This is a genomic window from Bifidobacterium hapali (assembly GCF_002259755.1).
Taxonomy (GTDB): domain Bacteria; phylum Actinomycetota; class Actinomycetes; order Actinomycetales; family Bifidobacteriaceae; genus Bifidobacterium; species Bifidobacterium hapali.
Genome location: NZ_MWWY01000014.1, coordinates 35,884 through 62,464, shown reverse-complemented (window position 1 = coordinate 62,464; position 26,581 = coordinate 35,884). Strand labels below are relative to the sequence as shown.

Genomic DNA, 26,581 nt, shown 5'->3' with positions numbered 1-26,581 from the left:
GGCCGCGGCCAGTTGGCTGGCCTCCTACAACCAGTGGGAGCAGGACTTCGCGGGTTTCCTCGACGAGAAAAGCGAATACGCCGACGGCAGCGTGAACGACATGCACCAAAGACTCGTCAAGGCCAAGCGCATGATCCGCGGACGCATCCGCGAGGGGCACCTGTTCACGTTCCTCGACGAGGACCTGACGGAGAACGGAACGATACCATCCACGAACAACCTCATCGAATCATGGAACGGACGAATCCGGGACATGCTGCGCCATCACCGCGGACTGCGCCTGATCCGGCAACTGAAGGCGATCTGCTGGTGGTGCCACCAGCACGCCGAACACCCCGAGACGGACGCATGGCTGGCGACGAACGCGATCACGGACGAACGGCTGGAGAGCCTCTACCAGAAGGCATGGGAGAACAGCCCGCAGGGCCGATACGAGACGTTCGGCATCCCCATGCACCACGGCACCGGCATCGACTGGAACGACTTCCACACCCGGGTCGAATGGCCATCCAACGACTAGACCACCAGACACACATTTTGGCCTATAACCCCTAAAGCACGCCACATGCCGCAGCCTGCATAACCCATAAGAAGAAAGCCCGGCGATGATGCCGGGCTTTTGGAGAAGAGAAAGAAGAGAGAAGGGATTCAGTTATATCGGCCTTGCGACCTGATATACAGTAAACCGTCTCTTCTTGGGCAAGTAGTGTGTGTTGTCTGAAAATTTCATGAGAACGTTCACGTGACCTTGCCTTACGCGCATCGCGCACGCACAGCGCACTCACGTAACGCGCGCACGGCGCGCAACACAGCGCACTCACGCAGCGATGACGCCGAGCTCCTTGAGTTTACCCTCGATATCAGTCGCCGACGGTTCAACTTGGAACGCGCCGTCACTGTACAGTACAACTGGAATATGCTTCTGACCGCTGATCTCAACGGCACGATCGGCAGCGCCATCCTCAGTTTCGATATTGTGCCACGTAAACGCCACGCCAAGACGGTTGAACGTATCCTTCGCACGCTTGCAATCGCCGCACCAATCGGCACCGTACACGTCAATATTGCTGTTAGCCATGAGCTACCCCTTTCGTTGATTCCGCACGAAACGTCACGCGCAAACATCACGACGATTGTACACATACGCAACATACACACGTTGCGCGCTCACCCCGCAGACGCGGACAGCGAAACAGCAACTGATCAGCGGAACAAGCTCACGCCGCGACGGGACATACAGTATGCGTTGCCGAGCCACGTATGCCGCGAATTTGGCCACACTGCACCCAGTCGCGGCGCGTTCTGACTCATCCAAATACTCGGCACGCGACCATCCGCACTGCGCGATCCCAACAAATTGAACCCGTTTTTCTCCAGCAGCCATTCCGGATGCTGCGTCGCGATCGCCAGCCCCTCCTCCAGCGTGAGCGGCGTGCGCTCGTCAGAATCGATCAGTTTGCGCGCAACGTCCGGCTCGCGATTGATATAACAGGTACCTGTGTGCGGCTCAATAACCAGGTAAAACGGTCCTTCCGGCGGCTCAAATCCGTCCTGTGGCAGAAAACTGGCGATATCGCGCGGCGGCATCGTCGTAAATCCAGCCATCCGGTTGATGCTGGTACGCGCGATCAGCGACTCCGGCGACACGAGTTCGCGCGTCGGAATCAGCAGAATATCCGCGCCGAGCCGATATCGCGGATCGTCTGCGTCCGGACTGCATTTTTCGAGCGCGGCGATCAGCGGATCCGCGAGCGCAAGAAACGCGGCGGCACTGATATCCGCCACGTCCGGATATCCCAACGCTACGAGACGGTCCAGCTGCTTACGTGCTTCATCCGATGCGATCGACATGACTACCAGCCTACCGTCTGCCGCCGTCCAGTCAACGACCGCAACCAACCGGCCAGCATATGGGACCGCCCATCCCGCGCGCGCAACCGTTTCGTACAATACTTCGTACAATAATTCATCACCGTTTGCCGCTGCCACGCGGCCACGCAGTACGGCGGCCACGCAGTACGGCCCCGCAATCCCACGGTTTACAAGCGAAAACAGAGGTTGGTATGTCCGAAAAACTCAAGGTCGGCATTCTCGGCGCGACCGGCATGGTCGGTCAGCGATTCGTGACGCTGCTCGAAAATCACCCGTGGTTCGAGGTGGTTACGCTCGCCGCGTCCGCGCACAGTGCGGGCAAAACGTACGAGGAAGCGGTCGGCGATCGGTGGAAAATCGAGACGCCGATGCCGCAGTACGCGCGTCACATGGTCGTGGTCGACGGTGACGATGCGGAGAAAGTTGCGGCGGGCGTTGATTTCATGTTCTCGGCGGTAAACATGCCGAAGGATGAGATTCGCGCGATCGAAGAGCGGTACGCGAAAACTGAGACGCCGGTCGTGTCGAATAACAGCGCGCATCGTTGGACGCCGGATGTGCCAATGGTTGTGCCGGAAATTAACCCGGAGCATTTCGCGGTGATCGAGCATCAGCGGCGGCGGCTCGGCACTACGCGCGGGTTTATCGCGGTCAAGCCGAACTGTTCGATTCAGGCGTACACGCCGGCGCTGGCTGCGTGGCGCGAGTTTGAGCCGCATGAGGTCGTCGTGAGCACGTATCAGGCGATTTCGGGCGCTGGCAAAACGTTCAAAGATTGGCCGGAAATGGTGGGCAATATTATCCCGTTTATCTCCGGCGAGGAAGCAAAAAGCGAGAAGGAGCCGCTGAAAGTATTCGGCCACGTAGACGACGCGAAGGGCGAGATTGTGCCGTTTGACGGTCCGCTGCGCATTACGTCGCAGTGCATTCGCGTGCCTGTACTCAACGGTCATACGGCGACTGTGTTCATGAACCTCGGCAAGAAAGCCACGAAGGAAGAGCTTATTGATCGGCTCGTAAATTACACGTCGCGCGCGGCTGAGCTTGGTTTGCCGCACGCGCCTAAGCAGTTTATTCAGTATTTGCCGGAGGATGATCGTCCGCAAGTTCGCTTGGACGTTGATTACGAGGGCGGTATGGGCGTGTCGATTGGCCGTTTGCGTGAGGATTCGATTTTCGATTGGAAGTTTGTTGGACTCGCGCACAACACGTTGCGTGGTGCGGCCGGCGGGGCTCTCGAATGCGCGGAGATGCTCAAGGCGCTCGGTTATATCACGGCGAAGTAGTATTGGGGGTGGCTCGTCACGCGGCAGTATGCGTTGACATAATTTAGATTCGCCGCGCTCTGCCTTGACGCTTGATGCCCGTTGTGTTCCGGGAAAATCCAGGAAACAACGGGCATCATCATAATGCACGGTCAACAATATTTCTGGGTGTACGTTAACTAAACGCCATACATATGGGGCATGCAGGGGCATTCTGCATGGGGGGGGGTAATGCGCGGGCGCGGTGCACGAACGTTGTGCACCCCCTATACCTCCCCATGATGCGGTAAATCACTCATGATGCGGTAAAAATCACATGGTGCGGTAAACGCAAAACCCACTACTGCTCAAGAATGGCGGAATTCCGCCATTTTCCCAAACCGCATCATGGGAGGTTTACCGCACCATGTGTAAGTTACCGCACCATGGGAGGTTTACCGCATCATGGAACGACACTCAGCGGCCAGTGCCGCCATACACCACGGCCTCAATCTGATCCGCGTCGAGTCCGTATGCCGTGTGCAGCGCGCGCACCGCGTCGTCGAGCTGCTCCATCGGCACGAGCGCCGCGATACGAATCTCCGACGTCGAAATCATGAGCACGTTAATACCCTTCTCGCTCAGCGCAGTGAAGAACTTCGCCGCAAGACCCGAGTGCGTTTTCATACCGACGCCAACCACGGCCACCTTGCCCACGTTCGTATCCACGTCGAACGAACGGTAGCCGAGCTCGTCGTGCTTGTCGAGCAGTACGCCCTGCACTTGCTTGACGGCCGACTCCGGCACGGTGAACGAAATATCTGCGGTACCGACCGACGCGCCAGCTTGCACGATCATATCAACGTTGACGCCGGCGACTGCCAGTTCGGTGAACACTTTCGCAGCCATACCCGGCTCGTTCGGGACGCCGCGCACTGTGGCGAGCGCCTCGGACCGATCGTGCGCGATACCGGAAATAACCGGCGCTTCAGGGCCGAGATCGGGGAACAGGTCGCCCATTGACTTGTCTTGCGTATCGTTGTTGTCGTTGCTCATGATGATTGCCTTACTCGTGATATTTTGTGAAGTTTATGATTACTAATGTTGCGATTGTCTGCCGCCGTACGACTGCCAGCGACTGCCCGCGATTGCCATACGACTGCCGCGCACCCAACGCCGCGATGCAACGCGCACTCAGTCCAGATTCGGCAGCGTGCGCGGGTCGACGCCATCCGGCACGACGAGCGTGCCCGGCCGATGCGAGAACGAGCTACGCACATGTAGCGGCATGTTGAATCGTTGCGCGTATTCGACGCAGCGCAACGCGAGGACTTTGGACCCGCAGCTAGCCATTTCGAGAATCGCATCGTAGCCGATTACTGGGATACGTCGCGCGGTTGGCACGATACGCGGGTCGGCGGTAAAGATGCCGTCCACGTCGGTATAAATCTCGCAAATGTCGGCGCCGAGGGCAACTGCCAGTGCGACTGCAGACGTGTCAGAGCCACCGCGGCCGAGTGTTGTTGCGTCACCTTTCGCGTTGATGCCTTGGAATCCGGCCACAATCGCAACGTCGCCGAGCGACAGCGCGTTTTTGACGCGATCCGGGCGCACGGCTTTAATGTGCGCGGCACCGTATCGCGCGTCGGTGAAGAATCCGGCCTGCTGCCCGGTGAACGAATGCGCGCGATCGCCTTCCGCGTGAATGGCCATCGCAAGTAGGCTCATGGAGATGCGTTCGCCGGCGGTCATGAGCATGTCCATTTCGCGTTCGGGCGGATTAGAGTCAATGCTGAGCGCCTGATCGATAAGATCGTCAGTGGTGTCGCCCATCGCGGAGACGACGACCGCGACCTTGTTGCCCTTTTTCTTCGTCTCAACGACGCGCTTGGCCACGCGCTTGATGGAGTCCGTATCGGCGACTGACGAACCGCCGTACTTCTGCACGATGAGAGCCACTGCTGTCCATTCTCTCTAAATTTGGCAAGGATATGACTTGCCGATAATTCTACGTAAGCGGCACGATTATAAGGATCGCTACGATCGCCGTGTGAACGCTCACCCACCATGCGGACACGCGCAAGATGCGCATTATTTTCCACGCGCGATCACGCTTTGGTAAGCAATTTGCAATCTGAGAGGCAGTTTGTGTCGCCTGCATGGGTCTTTCTTCAATCTGAGAGGCAGTGCATCTTGATTTAAGCCCACGTTATAGGCAGTTCGGGGGTATATATATGGTTTGATGCTAGGTGCAGCTGCCTCTCAGATTGAAGAAAGACCCCTGCAACACCGAAAATCTGCCTCTCAGATTGCATTTTGTCACCGCGACCATGCCCAAATATGTCTAAATACCCAAACAGCAATGCCCAAACAACAATCTGTTTCGACTACTCCTATCTGGACGGAACGTTCGTGATTGATGGAGACAACGTGACTGTCACACTCGACGATTCTAATTGTCGACGTGAGCAATACGTTGTATCACATCTCCCCTTGTCAGGATCGTTGCCGTTAAGCAAACAGCAGAGCTACCTGTTAGACAACGTGCGAGTCGACAGGCGAGCCAGTAAACTGCGCGCGCAGCACGTCCAAAATTGCAGGACGAGCTGTCAGCGAAGCTGACTGAGGGTAGTCACACCTTTAGAACGCACACCCGTGCAACTACCCTTCAGACCGCTTCGCAGCCACTTACTACCAGTATCATATCCATTACCGTCATGCAGCTGGCGCTTCGTCATGAATCAGCAGATCACGAATTCCGCATACCGTAATACCGTGATCGGTATACTGGCCATCGGTACGGAGAACAACTGCACGATTTTCATCAGGTACGTGGAGGGCCGCTCCCACAGAACGTACATGTTTAGCAAAACGATCATGATACATACGTCCAGACTTGATTTCAATCAATTCTGGCTTAGTTTGCGAATGGGTACAGTCAATCAGGTCTACTTCCACTTTGCTGTCATCCCGATAGAAGTAGAGTTCTGGCGTTTTTAGTGCATTGTAATACCGTTTAATTATTTCGCTGATAACCAAGTTTTCAACGATTTCACCGAACAACGGGTGCTCTTGCAAATCCGCCATTGTTTCGATACGTAATAAGTGGCACATCAAACCCGTATCATAAAAATACAGCTTCGGTGTTTTAGTCAATCGCTTGTTAAGATTTCCAAAAAATGGAGGCAAACGAAAGATAATATAACTGGATTCTAAGATCGACAGCCATGCTGTAATCGTTCGATAGGTCACACCGACCTCGTTCGCCAAAACGGTTTCCTTAATGAGCCCTCCAACATGTTGAGCACACAGACGAAGAAACGTCCGGAAAGCGGTCAAGTTGCGTACATCAAGATAATCAGCAACATCTCGCTCTATATAACTACTAAGATAGCTTTCAAAAAACAGGCCACGCGGCATATGAGCATCATAAAGTCGTGGATATCCACCAGCTAAAATAAATTCCTCAACAGTCAAGTCAGGATTTGCTTGAATAGCTTCTGCATAAGAAAGCGGCAACAACCTAAGTACACCTACACGACCAGCCAAAGATTGTTTGATCTGTTTAGTCAATAGAAAATTCTGAGAACCAGAAAGAATAAACTGTCCAGGCTTGCCGATTTCATCAGAGACTACTTGAATCATGGAAAACAGATCAGGAGCATATTGCGCTTCATCGATGATTAATGGTGTCGGACGTTCGCGAATAAAACTGATCGGATCAACAACCGCTTTATTCCGCAGTTCAGGATTCTCAAGATTCAAGTATTCGCAATCAGGAAATACATTCCGTACTAGTGTAGATTTGCCACTCTGTCTCGGCCCAGTAACTGACACTACTGGAAACCACGAGGCAGATCGACGTACCTGATCAGCTAGTAAGCGTGGAATCATTCCATCTCCTTTTACCATAAGTTTGACATACAATTTACCATAGGTTTGACATGGGAAAAACCATAAGTTTGACATAGGCACTATCGCGATGTTGACATATCGTTGAAATAACGCCTTTTGTCTGACTTATAAACGTATCAACAACACGCCCCCAGCTCAGTTCTCCTTGATAGGACATTGCCGTAAAGCAACCAGCAGAGCTACCTGTTAGGCAACGTGCGAGTCACCTTTAGAACGCTCAAGAGGAGCTAAGAACTCACGGAACACGACAATGCACAGCAGAGATCTTGCCACACAACCACAAAAACGGCATTTTTGCGGTTGTGTGGCGATACTCATGCGCAATGAGTACGGGGGTATAACACTCAAGAACGTTGAAATTCCAAGGATTTAAGGATTTTGCGAGCTGCCACACAACCTAAATATAACGTTATACAACAGTTGTGTGGCAGTGCAATTTGCCACACAACCAAATTTTCACCGTTTTTTGTGTTTTGTGTACATCGATGGGTTACGCATATTGCCAGAACCCGAGATTACGTACACCACCCACCACTAAAACCGCCTCTCAGATCAGCGAAAATCAGCTCATTAATGAATAAGGTGCAGGACACCTACAGGGCGTCAGCGACATGAGCAGACTGATTTGACAGTCTCTAGCACAGTGAGGTTCGTGATCAATTATTCTCGAAAGCTTATCTATGAACAACGTCAACCAACACAGATAAGTGCATTCACTGACGCTACATAGCTGATTAATATAATCACCTACCCTTTAGATCTTTTTAGATTGTTTTAGAATTTTTTTGAACTTTTTAGATCTTTTTTGAATTTGCAATATAATGACCATATGAGAATAAGAACGAACCCTTTTAAGCCCAGTGCAGGCCATGTGCCGCCAGTACTTATCGGTAGAGATGTGGTTCTTGCGGACTTCGAGGAGGGACTCGATAACGGCTCCGGCGCACCCGGACGTCTCATGCAAGTTACGGGAGCACGAGGCACTGGCAAAACCGTCATATTAACTGAGTTCAAGCGGATGGTCGAACGACGAGGATGGCAAGCCATCAGCGAAACAGCATCTGCTGGTATGGCACAACGCCTACTCGACAAACTCCGACCTCAAAAAGGAAATTTCAGCTTTTCCTTCGAACCCACAGTCAGCGTAATGAATGTCGGCGGGAGTCTCGGCAGCATACACTACGAGAAAACAAGGCTGCCGTTGACGCTTCGCGAAGCTATGGGAATGCGACTTAACGAGTTGGAGAAGCACGGCGGCGGTCTGCTGGTGACCATCGATGAAGCACAAGCAGCCGAACGTTCGGATATGATCGCCATAGCCACGGCCGCGCAGCACCTGACCAGCGAAGATCGAAATCTTGCATTCGTATTCGCCGGATTGCCCTCAATGTCTTCAAAATGGCTCAATGACGACGTCATGACGTTCCTTCGCCGAGCGCAACCAGAACGACTGGGAGATGTCCCCCTGAACGAAGTCTCGCAGGCGCTAGCTGACACGTTCTACTCCACGGGTATAACGTTTGATGGGGAACCCCTGCATATTGCAACGCAGGCAACCTCCGGCTATCCGTTCATGATTCAATTGGTCGGATATCACATCTGGCGCAGAGCAATGCGACGTATAGGAGATGTAAACAGTGGCAACATCGCAGTAACGGCGGAGGATGCCAAACTCGGTGTTGCAGACGCGCTCAGTTGTTTGGGCGATACTGTTCACGGTCCGGAATTAGACGGGCTCTCACCTATCGATAAAACGTACCTACTTGCTATGGCTCAGGACGATGGACCGTCTTCGACATCGGTTATAGCCAAACGCATGGGTAAAGATGTGAGGTACGCGAGTATCTACCGTATGAGATTGATAGAAGCGCAAGTTATCGAGGAGAAGGGATACGGCAGAGTCGATTTCGCGATTCCTTACCTGCGCGAATACCTGCGCGAACATGCTGCCTACATTCGTATGACGTTGGGTCTACCTGACGATGGTACATACATCACTAAGTCATAGACGCAAGTATCCGTATACGTTTGCGATCTGGCGCATTATCAATAGTGCGTGGCGGTTTTCTCTCACTGAGACTGTCGTCAGCGAGCGTTTTCTGCCACGCATCAGTACGAGTGGCAGAAAACGCTCACTGAGAGGTGAGTCAGTGAGAGATTTCTGCCACGCACCCGTATGAGTGGCAGAAAACGCTCACTGAGGGGCCGCGCAGCGAGCGAAAACCGCCACGCACCCATATGCCCCACCACGGGTGGCAGAAAACACTCACTGAGAGGCGAGTCAGTGAGAGATTTCTGCCACGCATCAGCACGAGTGGCAGAAAACGCTCACTGAGGGGCCGCGCAGCGAGAGAAAACCGCCACGCACCCATATGCACCTGTTTCTCCAGTATGCACCCGTATTATTACTCCGTACGCACCCATATGCCCCACCACGAATGGCAGAAAACGCTCACTGAGAGGTGAGTCATCGAGAGTTTTCCGCCACGCATCAGTACGAGTGGCGGAAAACGCTCACTGAGGGACGCTCAGTGAGCGTTTTCTGCCGCGGCGGGAAGGAGCACGACCGAGAAGGAAGGAATAGCCGTACAGCACCGCAACAGTTCCTATGGGACCTGTACCAATGCAAAAGCGCATGGGATCGCGGATTGATCCCATGCGCTTTCTTGCTTTATCGAGGCCTCCTACTGAATGGTGTTGCGAGAGCGACACCATTCAGTAAACGACGCTGTCTGCGATCAGTGACGACGCAGCGCGCGGCTCGTAGCGCGAGACTTGGTGTACACCAAGCCAGCCGCCGACGCGAGCAGCAGACCCGTTGATCTCCTACTTCACTTCAGCTGGCAAGCATTGCCATGGAGTATGCCACTTTCGCAAAGTTCCTGCACCGTACCTCTATCCCAGAGTCTCTGAAAGGCAGCTATTGCGTCCTTTGACAAATCAATTGTCGCATCCTCATCTACATGGTAGAGATGGCTAGGAGTTGCGTGATATAGGTCGCCCTTTAGACCATCAACAGGCATCAATGCTAGAATCTGCATTCCTCTGTGGAAGTAAAATGCATGATAATCCCCACCTCCTTGGGCATTAAAAAAGTGGGATCGGCAATCGAATAATGGAAACGAATCAAGTTCATTCGGATGGATTGCACCATTACCGTTAACTACAACAGTCATAGTCCTTCTTTTTCCCTTTGCGGGTTAGGGGAGGTCAAGGATCCTTGACCTCCCCTAACCCGCAAAACTGGGCCAATGAGTTAAGCACGCAGAGCGCGACGAGTGGAGCGAGACTTCATGTAGACAGTGGCCGCAGCTCCAGCAAGGAGAAGACCAACCACCGTGAACAGCACCGTGCCAGCCGCACCGGTGAGCGGCAGCTGGGTAATGTTCTTCACGTTCTTGACCTTGTATTCCGTACCATTCGGCGCAATGTTGCCCGGATGAACAATAGAGGAACCCTCATGCCAATCGCCAAGGTTCGGCGCTAAGCCCCAGAAGTCAGTACCTTCAAACGTTACTGCATGACCATCCTTAATAGTCACCTTAAACTCAGCCTTGGCACTGGAAACGAAACCGTTCGGAACCTCAATCTCAGAAACTTTGTACACACCATCAGCAAGACCAGTGAATGAAACTTTACCGTTCTCGTCGGAGACAGCAGTCGTAACGGTTGGTGCTATAGGGAGTACGTCGTCTTCAACATTCTCATCAGCTGCATAAATTTGGAATTTCGCATCTTTCGTCTTGACTGGGTTACCCTGAGCATCCGTCTTAGTGAAGGCAAACTCACCAGTGGTCAGCTTAGTCTTGTCCTGAGCCTTGGAGTTATTATCATTAACCTCGACTGAGTTCACCACGCTCTGGCTCGGCGTAGCTTGATCGTTGATCACAGCCTGATACTTGACTTCAACAACACCTGCTGTCAACTCGGTAGTTCCTTCGAAGGTGTGGTTCTGCACATACTTGCTAAAGTCAAGGATGAATGTCTTAACACCATCAGCCGTGAACTGCTTCGCGTTCTGTTCATCAGCGGTGACACTGCTACTGAACTTCAGCTCATAATTATCATTGCCAGTACCCTCACCAATAAGCTTGCCATCAACCTTGACTTGCAAATTAGTTAAATTTACATTCTGACCAACACCAGGCGTATCAGTAAGCGCAAACTGGTAATCCTTGAAGCCCGTGGTGAATGCAGGTAGATTGGATTTCAACGTATAATTTACTGTTTGGCCAACCGAAACAGTGCCATCTTTATCATCATAAGCCTTGACAACGGGGGTCACATGGTTTTTGAATGCCACTGTATTGTCTTCACCATTTGGTTTATCTTCAGTCACATTAGCCCGAAGAGGATCGCTAATTGTCTTGTCTTTCACAGTGCCGGAAGCCAACACGATAGGAGCGGATTGCGTTACAACTTTTCCGCCTTCCTCATTTCGTGGATCTGTAGGATTCTGCTCAGTGCCGTTAGAAATATTGCCGTTATTATTTTGATCAGCCGCATTACCGTTACTCACAGTGACGTCCACAAACAGATAAACACCAGCCGGCAAGTTCACAGTACGATCAGTGCCAGTCTGTGCTGTCCCATCAGCTTTCTTAAAGTCAATATTTTGAAGTACTCTCAATACTTCATCATTATGCGCCAAAGAGTCAGCAAACAGACGGGTTGAACCTGTCCAGGGCTTCGACTCACTGTCTAGAGCACCCTGCTGCAACGCCCACGCCATCAAATCTGTCTTTGTATCATCCGGAACTTTAATCGTCGAATCGGATGGAATGGCAGCTTTAAGCGCTTCTTCGAGAGCATCACGGTCTGCAGTCACCGCTGTTTGCACGCCATATACAGGTTTATTCTGGTCCGAAGGGTCGGAATCATATCTCACATAATCAGCAAGCTTATAGTACTTCACCTCACGGTTTTTCCACTGATCCGCATCATCTGCAGTAAACTTGAACGTCGCATCCGATGTAACTACGCCGTCAGCATCAACTGACACCGTATCTGCATTCGCGGTGGAGGCGCCTAGGGCTAGGCCGCCGAGCAGGGTGGCTGCGGCGGCTAGGCCGGCGAATAGTTTCCTCATCTTCATGATGGGAATCCTTCTTTCTGTATTCTTCTTGTGTTGTGATGTGTTCTTGCAATCGCGGAAAACGGACGGTTTCTTACTATTCCGCGATCCGCAAATCTGTAGTTGTAGGCGATCGAGTGCGCGACTATCCGGCTATGGAACAGCACTCGCATCCGGACGATGCCTTACACTGCGCGCGTTCATAAGCTCACCGCCTTACGACGCCGCCACTCATACGTCAACGCCATCGCTCCGGCCGCTGCCACAGCCAGCCCCCCGCCGATCAGCAGCCAGTCGCGAGCAGCCCAGTCCCCCGGTCCACCCGTCAGCGGCAATGCCGATACGATTTTGACGTTAGGAATCTGATTACTGCCCATATTGTGATGCACGTTAAGTCCAGACGCATTGCTTGGCGAAGCAATCTGTACTTTGATAACATCCCCGTTGCTATCCGTTGGCTGACGATAACCAATCTGGAACGTGTATGTCACGTTAGGCAAAATGTATCCGTCCGGAGCTTTGGTTTCTTTGAGCTTGTATACGTATGTCGTATTCTCATCGTCAGGTCGGGCAAGGCCCGCAACTTTGAACATGCCTGCTGCAGCATCTATATCCGCATACTCAGGATCGTTGCCGCTCAAACTGTTTTTATGGGAACCGCAAGAATCAGTAGCTCCTGACTTACTTTCACAATCAACCACTTTCACGTCAGTCATCGTGAGCGTCTGATTGTTACTATCTTTAACGCTTTCTTCGTTCTGTGTATAAGGACCGGATATAGTCCATTCAGAGCCGGTTAGGAATGTGCTGACATCGCTATCAATTTTGGCCCATTCCACTTGTGTACGTTTGTTGGGAATGGCTTTTTTCTCTACTTCAGTACGACCATCTGATTCATAGATTTTGATTTGTGTGTCAGCATCAGCATTTTGGGGCACCGTGAACTGGTAAGCGGTGCCACTCGCCGGATGCCAATATCCATCAGGTACTCTGGACTCTACTAACTGATAAGTGCCGGGGTCAAGACCTTGAATGGTAAACTCGCCCGCGGCCCCATTCAAGTCAGCATAACGCTTGAGTTGAGCACTATTCACACTTTTGGCGCATGGGGTTAGTCTAGGACTATCCACGCAGTCATCAACGTAATATTCAGTAGTGGTGTCTAACTTGTTATCCGCTCCGAACTTGGTAACTTTCCATTCAGAATCACCAACCAACATTCCGACACCCATGTCAACATCCATCTTGCTCCATGAAATGCCAGGCAAAGGTTTGTTCACGATATCTATATCGATATTGTCAGTTGGCTGACCGTTGCTATCGTTCCACTTTCCTTGACTATTATTCACGATGAACGTGTACGTTTCCGTACTCAACTGGTAGCCAGTCGGAGCTTTACGCTCCACAACAGTGTACGTACCGTTATGCAAATTGTTGATATCAAAACCGCCGCCAGCCGGATTGTTGTCAAGACCAGCGTACGCATACGATTCTCCTGCGCTCTTGTCGCTGGCGATATTGTCCTTAATGATGGCTTCCCGAGTAACGGTAACCTGTTTGGTATCCGAGTTAGTTTCGACAGTTTCCTTCCAGCATGTTCCGGAATTGTAAGCTACTTGATCAGGGTCTTCCGTGGTGGAAGGACAAATAGATGGGTAGAAATCAGCGTTGAACGGACCACCGAACGTGGCAGAAGCACGTGCCGTATTTTCATCAGCACCCGTGCCACTCGTAGATACCGTCCACTCGGCTCCAGCAAGCGCATTCTTTTCTTTAGTATTGTCTACTTTGCCCCACGATGCTGTGTACGGAGTGGAGAACTTCACGTCACCGTTGGTAGCAAATGCACCACCGGATAGACGGGCAGCATTACCGGTTAATATGATAGAAGCACTGTTCAGAGCTCCCTGCTTGGCATTATTCCACTCGTCATCAGTCATGCCTTCGGCTTTTTGTGCCTTAAGAGCAACACCTGTGACAACGCCTTTCCTAGGGTCGTTCGTGCGCGTGAGATTAATAGTATGGGTATGATCAGCTTTCATATTGACTTTTTCGCCTTTATCAGCAGTAATGAAGCGACCATCAGTCTTTGTGACCGCAAGGTTGGTACCACCCTGATCCGCCCCTCTATGCCAATTCGGGTTAGGATCAGCAAAGTAATCTTGGAAACCACTTGCTGACTTAATCGGAGTACCATCCTCATACCATGTGACAGCGGATTTCGTACGATCAGTGAACCACGTATCCATGAGCTGGAAGTTAGTGCTCTGAATTTCACCCTTCCACATTGGGTTCATGATGGCGAAATCATCACCAGCTTCAGTACCGTCGCCGCTAACATTACTAATTACTTTGTCGTTTCCACCGGTATTCCATGAGGTTAATGCTTCTCCTTCAAACGGCTCGTCATTAGGATGAGTGTCGTCATTCTTCTTCTGATTCGGGTCAATAGACTTGTCAACCTCATTATCGAAGAGTGCAATGTTGCCACCCTTAGACGTTTCGCCAGTACCAGACGGACACAACCATAATCCACCGCCAAAGTGACCAGCCACGTTCTTTGTTGCCACTGCCTTAGCAATGTAAGTTAGAGAATGCGATTCAGTGTAAATAGCACCGCCAAGATACCCGGAAGTATTGTCTGTAAACTCACCGCCCATAATGTACGCACGGGAAGTGTATTTCAGATTCTCGTCGGTTTCTTTCCCATAGACAACACCCTCCTGCAAGAAGATAGCCCCACCGGCACCGCCACGAAAAACAGTCTTCGTCGAACCGTCTGTATTAGTCTCACTCTGCTTTACACCAGCATAATTATTTTTAAATTGCGGTTTGTTGCCCTTAGAATCATTCTGAATCCAGAGTTCACCGTCAGCAAAGATGGCGCCTCCACCTAGCATATAGCCCCATCTGTTGGAGTAATTGCCGTCAAACACGACATTGCCTTGAATGCTCACCTTACTGATGCGATTTTCTGAACTCCATTTATCAGTTTTAGTATCCTTTTTGGAACTGGAGTAAATAGCACCGCCACCGCCACTACCGCCGTGGCAAGCATCCATAGCTCCTGTGATGGTGTTGCACTTAGCAAGTACATTATCGGCAAATGTTTGACCGTTGTTCTTGAACGTTACGCTATGACCATTCGCAGGCACAACGGAAAGAGAAGCGCCATTTTGCTGTGAAACAGCGCCGCCGCCTTCGCCAAATGCTTTATTCCCTTCAAAGGTCCCAGCACTAATCTTTAATGTGCCCCTATTATGGATCGCTCCACCTTCAGCCTCTGCACTATTATTCTTAAACGAGCCTCCGGTAATCAGCAGCGCACTATCATTAGTGCCACCAGCACCATTGAATATCACGCCACCATTGCTCTTAGCAGTGTTACTTTCAAACTGTCCTCCGCTGACTACAGCCCCCGAAGTTCCCATCAGGCGCAGCACACCGCCACCATCCCATTCACCAACTTCGGTAGTACTGTTGTGGTCAAACATTCCATTGTTAATGGAAACTTTTGTGGTCCCATAGGCACCTAAGACTCCAGCGCCAAGAGCAGTATTGTAACTGAATGTTCCGCCGTTGATAGTGACTGTTGAAGTTCCCTGGACATAACCAACTCCACCATTGCTGGTTTCGTTATTCGAGAACATACCGCCATTGATAGTGAGTGCGCCACTGTCAGCATAGAAAACGCCACCATTATTGCTGTTTTTAAGATAGGAGAATATACCGCCGTTGATGGTGAGGGCGCCGTTTTTATTGACTTGGGCAAAACGACGGGCGATTGGGGCAGTTTCAGTGCCAGCGTAAGTGAATGCGTTATCATCAGAGGCTTTGCCAATGGTCAGGTGACCACCCTCATTGATGGTGAATACTGAACCTGAATTGTCACCGTCGGCGGGTTTGAGGGATGTTCCTTCGGTAACAGTTGATGTCAGCGTCACGTTGCGGGTGACGGTGATGGATTCGCCTTTGGCGGCGGTGATGGGCACAGTGATGGGCACAGTAACGTCACCAGTGCCTGTCTCGACGCAGTTTTTTAGCGTTGCCCAGTCGGTGACGGCTGCACAATCGCCGGTTGCTGTGGGGGCTGCATTGTCGTTGGGTTGCGCAGCGTTTGAAGTGTCTGCTGATGGAGTATCGGATTGTTGCGTTCCGGCTTCCGCGCCGGAGTTCGATGAGTCCGCTTGCTGTTCGTTATTTTCGTTTAGGGGGGGGGTGCCGTTGTTGGTAGCGTTTTCGTCAATGTTACTGTGATCGGCACTATCGGCTGCAGTATCGGCTGTATCAGTCGCGCTGCTGTTTGTATCGTCCGTCTGACTCGTCACTGCGTCACTGCTTCCAGTAACGGTATCGTCCGCAATCGATACGCCGGTAAATCCGCATACCATCGCCATCGACAGTACGGCGGCCACCACTGCCCCGACCTTCTTGCGAACCGGACCTCGCATACGCACTCCTCACCACGGTCCGCACAACAGCTCTGCCGTGGGACCAAGTCTCTTCCTAAGGGGGTATTTACCCCCGACATTTTCATTATAGGGGGTAGGTTAACGTTATTGCACATTTTTGCCAGATATTGCGCCGTCAGTGATCACACAGCACCGCTACTGCTTCGTACTTTATACGCGCAGAATCGCAGTCATCGCAGGGGTTAACAGAACGGTTGTGATCATCATTGATCACCGCAATCATGACAAGACACGCCGAGGGAAAGCGTTTACAATTTGGACGGTGGTTACATGGGTCGAACGTTCCAAGGGTGTGACTACCCCTCAGTCAGCTCCGCTGACAGCTCCCCTAGCAAGGGGAGCCGCGATAAAACACTTCGCGATCAGCCCCCCCCAGCAAGGGGAGCTGTGGATATTAATGCACACCTGTAAACAGAGCTGTATGTAGGCAACGCACTTGCCGACAGGCATGCCAGAAAAACGCGCGTACAGATCGTCCCTGAATTATCTACCGCACCTCATCGGGTATGGTGACTGATCAATTGTCCAGAAATCAGGTTGATTTCTGTTATGACTCACGTTCCAGCATTCTTATGGACACGGGGCAACAATTCTCAGTACGCAAACGCGAGGGGACGTATCAAGCATTCGCAAATTAACCGTTTCTCATTTCTTTTGACAGCGCGCATTTAGGTATGCGCTTTGCCGCTGGCCTGTCTTTTCACTGTTTCCTATGCGCATGTAAAGTTGACAGCAGTGTTCCGTACGGTTAAGGAGATTCGTCATGCTTCAGGTTCCGGTGACGTCCAATGACATCGACGTGCTGGCACGCGCTCCCGAGTCGCAGTATTTCGACCGCAAGAGCGCGAAGATCAAGCCGAATGATCTGGCCCGTACCATTGTCTCGTTCGCCAATTCAGCCGGCGGCAAGATCGCGGTCGGCATTGAGGACGATGGTGTGGTCAGCGGATTCCGGTATGACGGCGCGCAGCCGGTGGAGGCATTCGAGCAGTGCGCGCTGCTGCACTGTGATCCGGTGCCGATGGTCACCCCGTTACGCATTCCCGTCACGAACGCTCGTGGTGAGGAGGACATGGTTCTGGTGCTGAATGTGTCCGCGTCCCAGAACCGGGTTATCAGGCGTAAGAACGATGGCAAAGTGTTCCTGCGTTCCGGCGACAAGAGCGTGCAGTTGGAGTACGGGCAGATACTCTCGTTGGAATACGACAAGCGGCAGATCGTGTTCGAGGATGAGCCAGTGCGGGGCACATCCATCGAGAACGTGGACAGCGAGGTTCTCGACCGATACAAGCGCGCGCTGGGCACTACCGTGTCCGACGAGAAAGCGTTGTACAGTGGCCAGTTCCTGACCGATAACGGTGAGTTGACCCATGCTGGCGTGCTGTTGTTCGCGGCGCATCCCACACGATTCATGCCGCAAGCGCGCGTGCTCAGGTTCGAGGGCAAGCGTCTGGAGACCGGCAGCCAGTTGAACATCATCAAGGACCGTACTTTCGAAGGGCCGATCCCGAAGATCGTGGAAGGTGCGAGTCTGTTTATCTCCGGTATGCTGCGTGAGTATCAGTACATGGATAAAAACGCCAAGTTCCAGACCATTCCCGAGTACCCGGAGTTCGCTTGGTTTGAGGGACTAGTCAATGCGGTCACGCACCGCGACTATTCGAACACGGGCGAGCATATTCGCATCAGCATGTACGACGACCGGCTAGAGATCCTCAGTCCCGGCAAGCTACCGAACACGGTCACATTGGAGAACATGCGCACCACCCGGTACGCGCGCAACCCGCGTATCGCCAAAACCTTGGTCGCGTTCGGCTGGGTGAGAGAGATGAACGAGGGCGTGCAGCGCATCTACAGCGAAATGCAGAAGGCGTTCCTGCATGACCCGGTATATAGCGAGCCCAACGGCCAGTATGTCAAGCTCACACTGGAGAACAGCAGCACTTCGCGCGTGCTGCGCACGCAGGACACGCTAGAGAACCGCATTGGCCGAGATACGCTCGACTCGCTCAACGAGTACGAGATCGAGGCCGTACAACTGGCATACTCAGAGAAGCGTATCACTCGCAAGAGTTTGGCCGTGCATCTTGGCCGCAGTCTCAAACTTGCCAGTGCCACGCTTCATGCGCTAACCGACAAGGATGTCCTACAATGGCATGGTTCTTCGACGCGGGACCCACACCAGTATTACTCACTCAAGCAGGACGAGCAATAATTCGCTAGTGGGAAGCACTTCCCACTAGGTTCCCACTAGTTCCCACTAGAATCGTCCCAACGCTCTAGTTTAACGGCGATTCAATGTGCAAAACGCTGGAATTCCAGCGATCCAGCGGACTTCCCACTAGGTTCCCACTAGTTCCCACTAAGACAAAACCCTCGGAAGCATTGGCCTCCAAGGGTCGGCTTGTACCTCCCTGTGGGATTCCAACCCAATTTTTTCGTCTCCCCCAGCAAGGGGAGCCGCGATTAGGTCGTAGCGTCACGCATCACGGCGACCGGCGAGCGCGCGACCTAACGTAATCTCATCGGCATACTCAAGGTCGCTGCCAACTGGCAATCCGCTCGCCAACTTCGTCACGCGAATCCCCAGCGGACCAAGCAAACGACTCATGTACGTCGTCGTCGCCTCGCCTTCAATATTCGGATCGAGCGCGAGAATCACTTCCGTAACTTCACTCGTCTTCAGCCGATCCAGTAACTTCGCAATATTAAGATCAGACGGACCAACGTTCGCCATCGGATTGATCGCGCCGCCGAGCACATGATACAGTCCGCGATACTCGCGCGTACGCTCGATACTCATCACATCCTTCGGCTCTTCAACCACGCAAATCACGCTATGATCACGGCGCGGATCAACGCACACCGGGCACGGACTCGTCTCGCACACGTTGCCGCACACGTCGCAAAACCGCACCTTCTCCTTCACCTCAGTGATTGCGTCGATCAGCTGCTGCGCTTCCTCGTCGGACGCAGACAGCAAGTAAAACGCGATACGCTGCGCGCCCTTCGGACCAATGCCCGGCAGATGCGCGAATGCGTCGATCAGGCGCTGAATCGCGCCGTCGTATGCGAGTGCCATTGGCAGTCAGCCTCCTCGTGAAGTTAGTCGTTGTGCGAGTCCTCGTACGAATGACCGCAGATGCAAGTCAGTACGAGCATCACCGCAGCCATTCCTCAGCTTGTATCCACCACTCTACAGAACTCTAACTCTACAAAAACATCGCCATATAAATCGGCAACACTTCCACGCGATCATCGATCCTACCGTAATTACCCGGCGCCAATTTAATACCGCGACGCACACCGTGATTCTCAATCAACGAATTCATAGACTTTGCTTTACGATTCTGCGACGATTTCACTTCCACCGCAGTCGCCACGCCATCGTATCGAATAAAAAAGTCCATTTCCAACGAATTATTCTTCTCGAAGTAGTACAGCGGCTTACCATTTTTAGCAAAAATATCGCCCACTATATTCTCGTAGATCGCCCCCTTATAAATACCAAGATTGCCGTCCAGAATGTCTTTTTGTGAGCCGTCTTCCAGCATGGCAATCAGTAATCCTGTGTCTCGCATGTACACTTTGAATTTCGTATTGTCACTATTGCCCTCAAACGGCAACTCTGGAGCATCAAGTTTGTAGCAGAAGTTGATAATGCCAGCATCATACAGCCACTGCAAACTACCACCATATTTACGTGCGCTAGATCTCGGTTCAACTACTGAATACGAAAAACGCTTAGAATCTCGTGCCAACTGTTTTGGAATAGACAGGAAACAGGCACGAGCCTTAGCTTTCTCAGTACCAGTCGCATACTTGGCGATATCGTTTTCATATTCAGCGAGAATATCCCGCTGAATATGAACCACTTTGGAAAAATCTTTAGTATCAACGAACGTTTGTACCGCTTCTGGCATGCCACCAACAACAATATATTCTTTAAATAACTGCATCATTCGTTGCTGTACAGCATCCGGAACTTGCTCACGCCGATCAAAAAAACCTCTCACATACGCAATTGTGGATTCACTAATTCCTGATGCCCAGAGAAACTCCTCAAAATCGAGCGAATACATCTCCATATGATCCACATAACCAACCGGATATGACGACACGTCTCTGTAAGAAATACCCAGCAATGAACCACTGGCGATCACATCCGCGCGACCGTCGATAGTTAAAAATTTCAGCGAGGTAATCGCATCCGGGCAGCTCTGAATTTCATCAAGAAATAGCAGAGTCTTGCGCTGTGCAAACTCCGCACCCGGAAAGAAGAGCGACAACTGTGAGTAAATCGCATCTGCACTATGATCTGTTGCGAAAATTGTGCGATATTCCGGATGCTCTTCAAAATTCAGCGATATGACGTGTTCATAGTTAGCTGTCCCAAATTCGTTTACTGCGTATGTTTTGCCAACCTGACGCGCACCTTTGATCACTAGCGACTTGTGATGAGCATCGTTTTTCCATTGTGCGAGTTTATCGATGATCTTACGCGTCAGCATTGTTGTCTCCTTGGTTTTGTGCGGTGCGGTGTGTCGCGCTATGTGTGATGGGCGGCTTTCCGGGTTTTAGTAAGGCTTGGTTTTTGTTATTTCTGTATGGTTATGTATTGCTCTAATATAGCATGTGATTGCATATTTTTCATGGGAAAGATATGTTGTTGATGCATATTTTTCGTAGGAAAGATATGCATTCGGCGTTTGACTCACGCGATGGAATTGACCCGTTTCAATCCATCGCGTGCGTATCCGGGCGTGACCCTTTGGCGGAAAGCAAAGAAGTAGGTTCTGCTAAACAACTTTGATATATCTGAAAAACTACCCCTCAGGTCGCTTCCCAGCCAGCTCGTCCTGCAATTACAGACGCGCTACGCGCGCATCATACGCAGTCCGCAACAGCAGCATCATGCGTCGCGGCGGCCGGCGAGCGCACGACCGAGCGTGATCACACCGGGTGTACTGTCAAGGAAAAACCAGAATCAACATCTTCGATTCCGCCTGTCGGAGCAAGATCGCAAACGTCCTGCAGACAGAACATTGCATAGAGTGGCAAATACGTCATCGACCCCTCGCGCATGATATTGGACCGAGACAACACCACACCTTGCGCAATACGGTATTCAGGATTGGACAGCACTGCATCGATAGCGGCATGCACACGATACGTACGACCTGATTTAATCTCAAACGGCATCACAGAATCGGTGTTCGTATCGGCAATGAAATCGATCTCGCCTCGTTTTTTCGCCATGTAATAATACAGCGGTATGTGTTGCGCTGTCAGTTCTTGAGCAATAACGTTCTCGTATATCGCGCCCAGATTTGGAGACGGATCATCAAGGTATGCAGCCCTAGCAGTTGGCTGCGGATACCTTGCCATGAGCATACCAGTGTCGGACTGGTATAGCTTGAATTTCGGCGATTGTGCGGTTCTTTTCAGCGGGGACTTCGGCTCGGTGACGCAATCGGTTTTCAATGCTACGCCCGCGTCCACAAGCCAGAGAAAGTCCTTCTTACTACGTTCATACCTAGCATTCTGATCGATGGAAGACACCGAAAATCGACCATTGCCATCTATAAGCTGGGCAGGAAGCCGATCGAAGATCTCCTGTACTTGCAATGCGTGATTACCTGCGTATTGCGAGATATCGTGGCGGTACTGTCGATTGAGCTCGACCTGTACTGCACGCACGGCAGATAAATCACCCTTGCTGTCCAGAAACCGTTGAACGACTTCCGGCATGCCCCCAACTACCATATATGTACGAAAGTTCGCCATCATCGCTTCATGAACATACGGGTCAATCGGCATGCCCGACCGGCAGGATTCTCGAATGCCATCAAGCGTTGATTTCTGTACACCGATAGCCCAACAAAATTCCTCAAAATCCATCGGACGCATAGCCTTTTCAATGACCGAACCAACCGGATAAGATCGAACACCCTTGAATTCGGTTCCGAGCATAGATCCCGAGAACACATAATCAAAACGACCATCAGCAATCAGGAACTTGATCATGGTCATGATGTCCGGCGATTCCTGAATCTCATCAATAAAGATCAACGTGTTACCAGATGAAAGCGGCGACGACGAAAACAGCGTCAGACGGCTGATGAATTCCCGCACATCACTCGCTGAAGCCAACGCGCGAGCAGCCTGTTTATTGTCGTATAAATTAATTTCGAGATACTGACGGTATTCGCGCTTAGCAAACTCGCGCACGGCGTAGCTTTTACCTATCTGACGAGCTCCAGTCAACAAGAGTGCTTTATCGTTGTTCTCTCGTTTCCAAGCCAAGAGCTCATCTGAAATCTTGCGTTTCAGCATAGCCACTCCTTATGCATTCGTTATGTGAATACCATTCTACGGCATAAATGCACAAAAATGCATAGTTGTAAACGCTCTTTTTGCACGAAAAAACCAAATTCAAAAAGACGTTTTTGCACAGAATGCCGAAATATGAATCATAAGGCAATCATGAGGCAATACATAGCGCCGCAGCACGAACACTGTAGGGTAGTGTCCTGCGACATACTGCACTGCACCCATTCCTAAAGAGACAGACGCAGTGCATCGACCTCACAACTCAGACATTCCCGGCAACAATCACTCGTCGCGCTTGTTGTTGCGGGCGATATTGCGCGGATTCTTCGGGTCGTCGGACTTAAATTCCTCAACCTTTTTCACGTCGAAGAATTTGCTCAACTCGTCAACACTCATCGCCTCAGCCGTGCCGAGCGACTCGTCATCCATTGAGTACTCGTCATCATCGGGGTCAACCTGCGGCGGCACAGACACCGGTGACGCCGAAGACGCAACTGTGCCCCCCGAATCCTGACCGCTCCCGTAGCCGCCCGGCGAACCAGCAGCCGCCTGCCCCGCCCACGGATCGTCATCATCCGGCGGAGCGACATCCGGCAACGGGATAGACTGATCCCACGGGTCAGCAGGCACACTGCCAGTCCGGCCCGTCACAGTACCGACACCAGACTGCCCCGCAGCAGAACCGGTTCCACTCGCAGCGTTTCCAACAGCAGCCGACGTCCCCGGCTGACCGCCCGTTTCGTCCGCACGACCGCTGTCCCCTACCGCAGGTTGCGCCCACGGATCGGTATCGTCACTCAAATCAGGAACGGCGACATGCTTGTGATGATGCTCGGCTTGCGGATGTCGGTTCGCGTCGGCCGGACCGCGAGACGTTACGCTCAGCGGGCGGACAGTACCGTCAGGCTGAGCCCACGGATCGTCGGCCGCAGTACCGGCCGCAGCGTCAGTCACCGCATTGACCGCGGCACCGGCCGTGTCACTGGTTCCAGCGCCGACCGCGGATTGCGGCGCCGGCTGAGCCCAGGGGTCAGCATTACCCGCCGCGTTACTATCAGCTAGACGGTCGCGGCTGCTGTTATCTGCAGTATCAACCCGCGTTGGCTCACTTCGATCAGTGCCGCCGACTCCAGTACCGCCGGCTCGATGAGCCTCGTCGTCATCCGCCGATCGCACGCCGTCATCTGCCGGCGACTCACTTTCGCGCTCCCCAGACGCCGTTCCGCTCGCAGCTTCGGACGACGTTTTCGCGACAGCGGCTTGCAGACTCTCCTGCAACAGCTGCGCCTTGATTTTCTGCTGCTGATCTTGCGGCAACTTGCTGAACGGCGGCGCGACGCTACCGTCCGCCATCTTGTTGGTTGGCGCAATCGCAACGTTCTCACCGAACATATGTCGGACTTCGTTGCGCAAAATAGACACGACGTTCGTAGTACCGTCGACTGCCTCGTCGGCCACGGCGAGCGCAAACGCGTACTTACTCAACGATTTGTCGAACTTGAGCCACAGCCGCATGCGACCTTGATGAGCTTGGTCGGCGGCGAGTAGGATCTTCGGGATGCGAGTGCGATTGACGTACCGTTGCACGCCGATCGGTAACGTTGCGATTAGGGCGTCCCACTTTTGGTCGGGGGTACGATTATCTTCTTCCGCAGCGTGCGACGCAGGAGTCACGCCAGCGAGTTGAGCCGGTACCGCGTGCTCACCAGCAGACTCATTGCGCGTGTCGGCACCAGCATCGTGCAGTTGAGGATAACTTGCAGATGCCGCTGTTCGCGCATCAGTTACGCTTACAGATGCGTCCGAGTTGTGGTTCATATTGTGGACATCGCTCAAGGAAGCCGACTCTGCTGACGATCCAACAGTATGAGTCTGATTGCGGGCTGCACCAGCGAATCCCGTTGTACGCGGGGCCTCGCCAGTCGCCGCAGCTGGCTGCTGATTACGCGCCGCACCAGCGAATCCAGTGCGAGTCGTCGCCCCAGCGGACGCTGGCCGCGAGGCAACGCCAGCAGCCACGCCGCCATCCGCACGATCGTCGTGCGCCGCACTTGGCAACGCATCCTCGCGCCCGGCGAGCAGCCGCGCGGCGAGCAACTCCAGTCGCATGCGCGGCGAAATCGCACCAGTCATCGACCCTAACGTCGTGTTGATCGTGTCAGCCATCGACGTCAACGTCGTCAATCCGAGCGCGCCAGCTTGCCGCTGTAAATCAGCCATACTCTCACCTTCGGCAGCATCCGACATCACAGTTTCCGCGCGCTGACCAGCCAACGTGAGCACCAGCAGATCACGCACGCGCGCAAGCAAATCCTCCACAAACCGGCGCGGGTCGAATCCGCCGACTACGACCTTCTGAATCACGCCGTACAGCGCCTCGCCGTCGCGGTCAATCACCGCATCAATCGCCTCACCGATCAACGCTTCCGGTGTAAATCCAAGCAAAGCAACCGCGGAATCATGCGAAATCACGCCGTCCACGGAACCGACCATCAGCTGATCGAGCACCGACAGCGTGTCACGCACCGAGCCACCGCCCGCGCGCATCGCGAGTTTGAGCACGCCAGGCTCGGGTTTGATCGACTCCTTCTCACAGATCGTCTCAAGATACGGACCCATGATCTCAGCTGGAACCAGACGGAACGGATAGTGATGCGTACGCGAGCGGATCGTGCCGATCACCTTGTCCGGCTCGGTCGTCGCGAAAATGAACATGACATGTTCCGGCGGCTCCTCGACGATTTTCAGCAGCGCATTGAAGCCCTGCTGCGTGACCATGTGCGCTTCGTCGAGAATGAAAATCTTGTATCGGTCGCGGGCGGGTGCAAATCCGGCACGCTCACGCAACTCGCGCGCATCGTCCACGCCGTTGTGACTCGCCGCGTCGATCTCGACCACGTCGATCGAGCCGGGACCGCCGGTCGCGAGGTCGCGGCAAGAATCGCACTCGCCGCACGGATGCGAAGTTGGGCCCTTCGCGCAGTTAATGCAGCGGGCGAGGATGCGCGCAGAACTGGTTTTGCCGCAGCCGCGCGGACCGGAAAACAGGTAGGCATGGGTGAGCTTGCCCGCGTCGAGCGCGCGCATCAGCGGGATCGTAACCTGATCCTGCCCGATGACTCCGTCGAAGGTGTCCGGTCGATAACGTCGATACAGTGCAAGTGCCATGCACTCCAACCTACCGCAAGACGGCGAGGCGCGCTGACCGGCGCGGCGGATTGCTGCTGTTATTATTCGGTCACGTCACGCGATGGAATTGACCCGTTTCAATCCATCGCGTGACCCACGTATACCCGATATGTAGCGCACGAGATGGCAAAACGGCTAATTATTCCATCCCATGATAAAGGCAATACTCATGCGCTGGAATTGACTCGTTTCAATCCATCGCGTGACCTCAATTCCGCTATTTTTCAACGCGCACGAAATGGAAAAACTCGGGCTTTGTACCATCCCGTGAACAAGCCCACAATCACAAGATGGCAAAACCACGTGTATTTCCATCCCATGACCTATACCCGCAGTCACGCGATAGCAAAAAACACTCAATTTCCTATCCCGTGACACACAACGACCCGTATGATCACCCACTTTGTGACATTCCGGCGGAAGATACTCCAATCCCGCCGAAATATCACAAAAACCGCTCCCAAAACGTGACATTCCGGCGG

General features: G+C 52.7%; 15 protein-coding genes and 1 pseudogene. 4 read left to right on the top strand and 12 right to left on the bottom strand.

Going from position 1 to position 26,581, the window contains the following annotated elements; all coding sequences use genetic code 11:
- Nucleotides 1–520, top strand: a pseudogene (locus BHAP_RS03510) (IS256 family transposase); the annotation flags it as partial.
- A 297-nt stretch (nt 521–817) separates the two neighbouring features.
- Here the strand turns inward: BHAP_RS03510 and BHAP_RS03505 are convergent.
- Together BHAP_RS03505 and BHAP_RS03500 are read right to left on the bottom strand one after the other, a co-directional pair.
- Entirely contained in the window at nt 818–1,078 is a 261-nt protein-coding gene (locus BHAP_RS03505; RefSeq protein ID WP_094729375.1) for a mycoredoxin, read from the bottom strand.
- A gap of 125 nt (nt 1,079–1,203) precedes the next feature.
- Nucleotides 1,204–1,851 carry a DUF5701 family protein gene (locus BHAP_RS03500; RefSeq protein WP_094729380.1) on the bottom strand — a complete coding sequence of 216 codons (648 nt, stop codon included), beginning with the start codon at nt 1,849–1,851 and terminating at the stop codon, nt 1,204–1,206.
- Nucleotides 1,852–2,063: 212 nt separating this feature from the next.
- Here BHAP_RS03500 and asd point away from each other — a divergent pair, with 212 nt between their 5' ends.
- Nucleotides 2,064–3,158, top strand: coding sequence for an aspartate-semialdehyde dehydrogenase (gene asd, locus BHAP_RS03495; RefSeq protein WP_094729374.1), 1,095 nt, complete (start codon nt 2,064–2,066; stop codon nt 3,156–3,158).
- A gap of 435 nt (nt 3,159–3,593) precedes the next feature.
- On the opposite strand, the gene BHAP_RS03490 is transcribed toward asd, so the two are convergent.
- The 3 genes from BHAP_RS03490 to BHAP_RS03480 form a co-directional block, all read right to left on the bottom strand.
- Nucleotides 3,594–4,172 carry an ACT domain-containing protein gene (locus BHAP_RS03490; protein WP_169713156.1) on the bottom strand — a complete coding sequence of 193 codons (579 nt, stop codon included), beginning with the start codon at nt 4,170–4,172 and terminating at the stop codon, nt 3,594–3,596.
- 138 nt (nt 4,173–4,310) lie between these two features.
- A complete protein-coding gene (locus BHAP_RS03485) occupies nt 4,311–5,075 on the bottom strand; it encodes an aspartate kinase (RefSeq protein WP_094729373.1) in 765 nt (254 codons plus the stop codon).
- A gap of 756 nt (nt 5,076–5,831) precedes the next feature.
- Nucleotides 5,832–7,010: an ATP-binding protein gene (locus BHAP_RS03480; RefSeq protein WP_094729372.1), complete on the bottom strand. Its 1,179-nt coding sequence runs from the start codon at nt 7,008–7,010 to the stop codon at nt 5,832–5,834.
- Between the two features lie 850 nt (nt 7,011–7,860).
- Between BHAP_RS03480 and BHAP_RS03475 the strand changes: the two genes are divergently transcribed.
- On the top strand, nt 7,861–9,039 hold the full coding sequence (locus tag BHAP_RS03475; RefSeq protein ID WP_094729371.1) for an ATP-binding protein: 1,179 nt from the start codon (nt 7,861–7,863) through the stop codon (nt 9,037–9,039).
- A gap of 823 nt (nt 9,040–9,862) precedes the next feature.
- Here BHAP_RS03475 and BHAP_RS03470 read toward each other — a convergent pair.
- The 3 genes from BHAP_RS03470 to BHAP_RS03460 form a co-directional block, all read right to left on the bottom strand.
- A complete protein-coding gene (locus tag BHAP_RS03470; protein WP_094729370.1) occupies nt 9,863–10,207 on the bottom strand; it encodes a hypothetical protein in 345 nt (114 codons plus the stop codon).
- 80 nt (nt 10,208–10,287) lie between these two features.
- Nucleotides 10,288–12,126 carry a SpaA isopeptide-forming pilin-related protein gene (locus BHAP_RS03465; RefSeq protein ID WP_094729369.1) on the bottom strand — a complete coding sequence of 613 codons (1,839 nt, stop codon included), beginning with the start codon at nt 12,124–12,126 and terminating at the stop codon, nt 10,288–10,290.
- Nucleotides 12,127–12,305: 179 nt separating this feature from the next.
- Complete coding sequence (locus tag BHAP_RS03460) at nt 12,306–16,556, bottom strand: SpaA isopeptide-forming pilin-related protein (RefSeq protein ID WP_094729368.1); 4,251 nt, start codon at nt 16,554–16,556, stop codon at nt 12,306–12,308.
- Nucleotides 16,557–17,340: 784 nt separating this feature from the next.
- Here BHAP_RS03460 and BHAP_RS03455 point away from each other — a divergent pair.
- The gene (locus tag BHAP_RS03455; protein WP_094729367.1) at nt 17,341–18,792 is read left to right on the top strand and encodes an ATP-binding protein; all 1,452 of its coding nucleotides are present in this window, start codon (nt 17,341–17,343) and stop codon (nt 18,790–18,792) included.
- 264 nt (nt 18,793–19,056) lie between these two features.
- Here the strand turns inward: BHAP_RS03455 and recR are convergent, their stop codons facing one another.
- From recR to dnaX, 4 genes are all read right to left on the bottom strand, one after another.
- On the bottom strand, nt 19,057–19,659 hold the full coding sequence (gene recR / locus BHAP_RS03450; RefSeq protein ID WP_094729366.1) for a recombination mediator RecR: 603 nt from the start codon (nt 19,657–19,659) through the stop codon (nt 19,057–19,059).
- A 130-nt stretch (nt 19,660–19,789) separates the two neighbouring features.
- Complete coding sequence (locus BHAP_RS03445; protein WP_094729365.1) at nt 19,790–21,088, bottom strand: ATP-binding protein; 1,299 nt, start codon at nt 21,086–21,088, stop codon at nt 19,790–19,792.
- Nucleotides 21,089–21,530: 442 nt separating this feature from the next.
- Complete coding sequence (locus BHAP_RS03440; protein WP_094729364.1) at nt 21,531–22,913, bottom strand: ATP-binding protein; 1,383 nt, start codon at nt 22,911–22,913, stop codon at nt 21,531–21,533.
- A 279-nt stretch (nt 22,914–23,192) separates the two neighbouring features.
- Nucleotides 23,193–26,078 carry a DNA polymerase III subunit gamma/tau gene (dnaX, locus tag BHAP_RS03435; RefSeq protein ID WP_094729363.1) on the bottom strand — a complete coding sequence of 962 codons (2,886 nt, stop codon included), beginning with the start codon at nt 26,076–26,078 and terminating at the stop codon, nt 23,193–23,195.
- Nucleotides 26,079–26,581: the final 503 nt, after the last annotated feature.